This is a genomic window from Burkholderia sp. 4NA327C6, assembly GCF_005502655.1.
Taxonomy (GTDB): domain Bacteria; phylum Pseudomonadota; class Gammaproteobacteria; order Burkholderiales; family Burkholderiaceae; genus Burkholderia; species Burkholderia contaminans.
On sequence record NZ_SCNZ01000021.1, the window covers coordinates 132033 to 138795 of the forward strand.

Sequence of the window (6763 nt, forward strand, 5' to 3'; positions counted from 1 at the left end):
CCGGTCGCTCCGGGGCGCGCGTCCGTCGCTTGCGACCGACTGACCCACGGCGTGCCTCGAGTGTCGCGCCACGAAGGAGATTGCGATGGACAAGGACAAGAAGCCCGCCGCCGCGAAGGCGGCAGCCGTGCCGGCGGACGGTGCCGCCGCACCGGATGTCGTGCCGCCCGATTCGGCCGATGAAGCGGTTCATGTGACGAGCGGCAAGCGCCAGTATCTGATTGCGCCCCGGCGCGGCGTGCTTGCTCGCCAGGCCGCGGTGACCCCGATGTCGGCCCACGACCTCGACAATGCAGTCGGTCGGCTGCCCGGCGTCGAAGTCGTGCGCGTGATCAATAGCCACAAGAATGCACAGATGATGTCCGCGCGGCCCGACGAGGCGACCGACACGTACGTCGTCAAGATGGACCCCGCGCACGCGCAGCTGCTGCAGGCGACGGCGCCGCCGGAAATGATCGTCGAGGAGGACCATCCGCTCGGCTACGGGAAAAAGCCGCAACAGGAGTCCGGGGCCGAGCTTCGTCCGCAGGCGGCGATTGCGTCGACCATCCTGCGCCCGGTGACGATCCGCGTGCTGGGCGCGGACGATCAGCCCCAACCCGGCATTCCGGTGACGCTCACGGGCGACGGCTTCCCGGTGAGCGGCACGACCGACGCGCGAGGCGAAACGACGCTTGCCGTCGCGCAGATGGCGCCCGGTCCGCTCCAGTCGCTGGCGGTGCGGCCGTCGCACACGTACTGGAATGTCCACCTGTCGGCGCCGCTGCTGTCGAGCGATCAGGCGAATGTGGTGCGCCTGACGCCGTTGTCGCAGCCGAACCCGAACGTGCCGCCGCATGCCCCCTTCGGGTGGGGGCAGCGCCTGATGGGCCTCGACGAGCTTCCCGCCACGGTGACGGGGCGCGGCGTGCGCGTCGCGATCGTCGATTCGGGAGCGGACGCGTCCCATCCGCTACTGAACCATATCGTGCGCGGCGCCGATCTGACCAACGACCAGAACCCGGATACGTGGAAGGACGACGTGATCGGCCACGGATCGCATTGCGCGGGCGTGATCGCCGCGCGCATCAGTCCGCAGGCCGCCGACGCGCAGATGGCGATGCGCGGCTTCGCGCCCGACGCGGAAATTCACGTGCTGAAGATCTTTCCCGGCGGCCAGTTCAGCACGCTGATCCAGGCGCTCGACTATTGCATCGATCACGACATCGACGTCGTGAACCTGAGCCTGGGCGCACCGCAGGCGTCGCTCGCGGTCGAGCAGAAGCTGATGGAGGCCGTGCAATCTGGCGTCGCATGTATCGTCGCGGCCGGCAATTCGGGCGGACCCGTCCAGTACCCGGCGTCGTCACCATACGTGCTCGCGGTGTCGGCGCTGGGACTGCATCGCGAGTTGCCCGTCAACACGTGGGAGCAAACGCAAATCGTCGCGCAGGCTGCGACGGCTGAAGGCCTCTTCTCGCCGACGTTCTCATGCCACGGCCCGCAGATCGGCGTGTGCGGACCGGGGGTGGGTGTCGTATCGACGGTGCCGGGCGCGGCGTTCAACGCCGAATCCGGCACCTCGATGGCGGCGCCGCACATCACGGGGCTCGCGGCGCTGCTGGTGAGCGATCCGCAGATCGCCGGCCATCTCGGGCCGCGCAGGCCGGAGCGCGTCGCCGCACTGTTTCAGCTGATCCGGATGATCTGCACGCCGATCGTTCAGTACGACGTCACGAACCGCTTCGGCGCAGGCCTGCCGCGCTTCCAGAACCTTCGGCAGCTGTTGCAGCAGGCGGGCCGCTGACGGCGCGCGAGCCGCGCCGGCCGTCGGCCGATTCGTCGGCCGGCGCAAATCGTCACACACACACGAGGAGAACCACATCATGTCGACCCTGTTACGCATGACCCGGGCTGCCTGCGTCGCCAGCCTGATTCTGACCGGAGCCGGCGCGCACGCGCAGGACTGGACGCTGGCGCTGTCCTGGAAGCTCGGTGCGTGCGTCGGCGGCGAGGGTGCCCAGACGTGCACGGCAGGCCAGCCGTCAGCGGTGCGCCAGGCCGCGGACGGCGCGCCGATCCGGATCACGGCGCTCGGCCTGTATACGCCGCGGCGCGACTGCGACACGGCGCCGGTGCCGGCCGGCACGCTGTCCGACGATGCCGCGCCGTATATCGCACCCGCGAGCGCCGACGATTTCCAGCAGCACTGGAATCGCTACGGAAGCTGCACGGGGTACGCGCCCGCCGGTTACGCCGCCGAGATCGCGGCCATGGCGCGTGCGGTCGGCCTCACGAATCTCGGCCGCTACCTCGGCGAGCATGACAACAAGGTGGTGCGGCTCGACGAGCTGAAGAACGCGCAACTGCATGATTTCTTCCTCGGCGCGGACAAGTCCGTGCAGTTCCTGTGCACGCCCGACGGACGGCTCGCGGAAGTGCGCTACCGGCTGCGCGACTGGTCCGACGTGTTCGTGTATCGCGACAAGGGCGGCATGCTCGTCGTGGCGCAGGGCGGCAATTGCGGCGACGAAGTGCGGCTGTAGCGCACGTTGCGAGCCGACACGCGGGGGAGTCGACATGGAAACGCATCGTTCGTGGTTCAGGACACAGGCGGACGAATCGCCCGCCGCGGACGGCGCTGACGCAGCCTCGTCGAGGCGCGATCTGGTCGGGCAGTTGCTGATCGAATGCAGCGCGATGGCGCGCTACGCGTTGCAGCACGGGATTGCCGTCGCCCCCGACCTGATCGCGCAATTGTCGATGCTGATGGCCGGGGTGCCGCATACCGCGGCCGATACCGCGGTGGCCGATGCGTCGTCGGTGCACGGCGCATCGTACGCGCTTGCCGCGATTCATCGCCGGCTTGCCGTTGCGATCGCACCGGCCACGCCGCAGGCCGTCACGCTGCTCGACCGCGAACTGCGCGTCCGCTCGCGCCTTGCGTGGCTGGGGCCCGTGCCGCTGATTCGCGCGCTGACGCTGTCCGCCGCGACGTTCCTGGTCGCCGTGATCGCGACGTCGCTGTCGCCGGAAGTGTCCGTCGCGAATATCGACCAGGGGTTTCTCGATTCGCACGGCACCCAACTGCTGTGGAATGCGCTGTTCCTGCTGTTCTGCGCGGGGCTCGGCGCATCGTTTGCCACGCTGTTCCAGGCGCATCGCTACGTCGCGAATTCGACCTACGACCCGAAGTACGACGCGTCGTACGGCGCGCGGCTGATTCTCGGCGTGATCGCCGGCCTGATCCTGGTCGAGCTGCTGCCGCCGCACCTGTACGACGGCGGCAGCATGCGCAGTTTCGGCAAGCCGGCGCTTGCGATGCTCGGCGGGTTTTCGGCGACGGCCGTGCATCGGCTGCTGCACCGGCTCGTGGAGACGCTCGAGACGCTCGTGCGCGGCGATACCGCTGCCGCCGCGCAGGCGACGTTCGAAGCGCATCGCGCCCATGCGGCGACCGAGCGCGTGCAATGGCAAAGCGAACTCGCGGCGGATCTGCTGCGGCTCCAGCAATCGCTTGAAGCGGGCATGCCACCCGATGCAATCAAGCAGCGGCTCGCCGACTTCACGCGCGCGATGCTGTCGGCGGACGTGCCGCAGGCAGGGCGTCGCGACGGCGCAAGCGCAATCGGGGAATGACCATGCTCTTTCTTTACAACTGGCCGTCGTGGCTGATGGGGTTGTTCATCGTGATCGCAACCGTGTCGGCCGCGCTGGGCGCCTATGCGGTGTTCCGGCGCATCCTGCCCGTCGACCTGCTGCCCGAGCAGCGGGCGATGGCGATCACGATGGTGTCGGTCATCACGACGATCAACTCGTTGCTCATCGCGTTTTCGGCGATCAGCGTGTGGGACGCCTACAACGGCGCGGAGCACACCGTCGAGGCGGAGGCGACCGCGGCCGGCGAGCTGTCGCGCGATCTCGCCGCATTCGGCGACCCGGTCGCCGATGCGGCGCGCGACGCGCTGCGTGCCTATCTCGACGGCGTCGTCCGTGACGAGTGGCCGAAGATGCAGCAGCAGGCAAGCGCGGATGCGCAGGCGGCGGCCCGCTTCGATCGCCTGTTCGACCTGGCGAACCGGATCGAGCCGCGCAGCGAACGGCAGCGCGTGCTGCTCGGCGAGGTGCTCGCGCGAGCGAACGAAATGGCGAAGCATCGCGAACAGCGCCTGCTGACGCTCGACGCGGCGATGCCGGTCACGCTGTGGGGCGTGGTGGTGCTCACGAGCGTCTTGTCGTTTCTGCTGCTCTACCTCCTCCCGGGTACGCGTTTCCACATCGCGCTCGTGACGAGCTGGGCGCTCACGCTCGGCCTCGCGTTCTTCTTCGTGCTTGCCGTCGACCGTCCGTTCGCGGGCGAAGTCAGCGTCAAGCCCGAGCCGCTGCGCGCGATCGTCGCTGCGATGGACGGGCAATCGCGGCGTAGCGGCCCGGCCGCGTCGCGCGACGTTCCGGCATTGCCGCGCAGCCGGCGGCGGACGCGCGCAGACGACGCGGCCGTGGCGTCCGCCCCGACCGTTTCCCCACCGCCGGGCGAGCGCACCACGCGCCTGCCTGATCAGATGCAAGGAGACCACGATGACACTCGATGAATTCCGGGCCGCCGCCGCCGTGTCCGCCACGCTCGCGCAACGCTGGCATCCGGCGCTTGCCGACGCGATGGCCGAGTTCGGCATTTCGACACCTGCACGCGTGGCGGCGTTCGTCGCGCAAACGGGCCACGAGACGCTCGGCTTCACGCTCACGCGCGAGTTGTGGGGGCCGACAGCCGCGCAGCGCGCGTATGAGCCGCCGTCGCGCAAGGCTATCGAGCTCGGCAATGCTCAGCCGGGCGACGGCAGGCGCTTCCTCGGACGCGGGCTCATCCAGATCACGGGGCGTACGAACTATCGCGAATGCGGCAACGCGCTGGGTGTCGATCTGGAGCGCGAGCCGGAACGCCTCGAGCACGAACCGCTGGCCGCGCGTTCGGCGGCCTGGTGGTGGGCGCGGCACGGTTGCAACGCGATCGCCGACTCGGGCGACTTCGTGTCGCTGACGAAACGCATCAACGGCGGCGTCAACGGACTCGAGGACCGGATGCGCCGATGGGCGATCGCGAAGCAGGCGATGTGTCTGTGAGTGTGCGGCATGCAGCGAGGACTGACCAACCAACGGAGGGCAATATCATGAACGCGCGAATCTGGGGTGAATTCAAAACGATACGGGGTGCGTTGATCGCGGCGGCGATCGCGGTGGGCGCGCTGCCAGGGTACGCAATGGCGGAAATCGAATGCCAGCGTGTCACCGTGAAAGAGGGGAGCGCGTTGAATTCGACGTGGGGAAAAGACCTGCATCATCTGCAAAGCACCGGCGATGTCGACAATACCGTCAACTCGCTGTGCAGCCCCGACTGGGTTCATGCCGACGATTACTGGCTCTATGGCAACTATTACCCGCTCCACCGCGGGCATTCCAAGCAGGGCGATGGCGCGCGCCTGTTCGTCCAGTCGAGGCCGAAACAGCCCGAGCTGGCCCGATACCTTTGCAAGGACACTGGCGTGAATGGTGCGATACCGTATGAGAAGGCGACGCCGATCGGCGTATTCGCTTACGAAACCTTCGTGCCGAAGACGTCGAAGGCGACCGACATCGCGAAGCAAGTTGAATTGCATGTGCTGTGCGTAGACAGGAACGCGCGAGGACAGGGGCTGGGCATCCAGATACTCAATGAGGCTGTGCAGCGCGTGACTGAGGGCGTCAGTGACGACAAGAGGGTTCGCATGCAGCTGACCTCGCACGTGAAGGCGCACGATTTCTACGACAGGCTCGACATGACATGCCGTGACGAAGGAGAAGGCGGTGCCATCGCGCGTGTCTACGAGCGCACACTGACCCACGGCGAGCGTATCGAAAGGCGTCGTCCGATCTATTACATGGACTTGCATGACAACGGGCAATGCAAACGAGTGACGTTCGGCTGTGGCCATCGAGACAACTATGACAAGCTGCGAAAACTGGCGTTCGACTCGGAAGCAAGTTACGAGCACGGACACGACAACGAGGTATTTTTTATCGGTGACTGGGCGGGCGACTACGGGTGCGACGCTGACGCGGCGCCGATAAGTTACGACGACGTGATCCGGAAGCTGGACGGTCACACCCAATGACGTACCGGAGGCGGTTGCATTGTCGAGCAACGTGCCGCATCCGACAGGCAGCCGCCCCCTCTGTTTTCCGCCACGCCACCGTCGGCATCGTGTTGCGCGATCCAAACCGTGCTCACGGTCGAGATTGGAAAAACTTGATCGGTAAAAGCACTGAAACGCGGTGAATTTTTGGTTCATCGCGGATTACCGGGGAACGCGGCACGGATCTTGAGGAAGAAGTATTCCTCGTCGCGATACCCGTAGGCCCGACGCTTGATGACCTTGATGGTGTTGTTGATGCCTTCGACGACGCTGGTATTGAGCGGATGGCGGCAGCGGGCGAGGATTCCGTGCCAGTAACCCTGTAGGCGCTGCGCGAACAGTTGCAGCGCGGCAATCCCGCTTTGCCGGGCCTGCTCGATCCAGTGTTCCCAGGCCTTTTCCGCCCAGGCAGGCTTTCGGTAGAACCAGAGCCGTTTGAGTTCGTCGCGTAGCACGTAGACGCACAACAAGGGCTGATTCGCTGCCAGCAGCTCCTTCAGATGCGGTGGACTAGACTAAATCTGACAGTGGTTGGTTTTTCATGCTGGCGCGCATTAGCGCGAAGGGCGTAGCCCGCAGCGGCAATGCGCGCCGCGAACAGCAAGGAGTCCACC

At 66.6% G+C, this 6763-nt stretch carries 6 protein-coding genes and 1 pseudogene; 6 read left to right on the plus strand and 1 reads right to left on the minus strand.

The window, feature by feature from the left end:
- Positions 1 to 85 precede the first annotated feature (85 nt).
- The 6 genes from FFS49_RS21910 (at position 86) to FFS49_RS21935 (ending at position 6128) form a co-directional block, all read left to right on the plus strand.
- Positions 86 to 1786, plus strand: coding sequence for a S8 family serine peptidase (locus FFS49_RS21910; RefSeq protein ID WP_105818846.1), 1701 nt, complete (start codon positions 86 to 88; stop codon positions 1784 to 1786).
- 79 nt (positions 1787 to 1865) lie between these two features.
- Positions 1866 to 2525 (plus strand): hypothetical protein, encoded by a 660-nt coding sequence (locus tag FFS49_RS21915; protein WP_137909899.1) that lies wholly within the window; start codon positions 1866 to 1868, stop codon positions 2523 to 2525.
- A 34-nt stretch (positions 2526 to 2559) separates the two neighbouring features.
- Entirely contained in the window at positions 2560 to 3618 is a 1059-nt protein-coding gene (locus tag FFS49_RS21920; protein WP_224756103.1) for a hypothetical protein, read from the plus strand.
- A gap of 2 nt (positions 3619 to 3620) precedes the next feature.
- Complete coding sequence (locus tag FFS49_RS21925) at positions 3621 to 4571, plus strand: DUF4239 domain-containing protein (RefSeq protein ID WP_105818844.1); 951 nt, start codon at positions 3621 to 3623, stop codon at positions 4569 to 4571.
- On the plus strand, positions 4558 to 5100 hold the full coding sequence (locus tag FFS49_RS21930; RefSeq protein ID WP_039370246.1) for a glycoside hydrolase family 19 protein: 543 nt from the start codon (positions 4558 to 4560) through the stop codon (positions 5098 to 5100). Before FFS49_RS21925 ends, FFS49_RS21930 begins: the two co-directional genes overlap by 14 nt.
- A gap of 47 nt (positions 5101 to 5147) precedes the next feature.
- Positions 5148 to 6128 (plus strand): GNAT family N-acetyltransferase, encoded by a 981-nt coding sequence (locus tag FFS49_RS21935; RefSeq protein WP_105818843.1) that lies wholly within the window; start codon positions 5148 to 5150, stop codon positions 6126 to 6128.
- Positions 6129 to 6301: 173 nt separating this feature from the next.
- Here the strand turns inward: FFS49_RS21935 and FFS49_RS21940 are convergent.
- Positions 6302 to 6763 (minus strand): annotated as a pseudogene (locus FFS49_RS21940) (transposase); the annotation flags it as partial.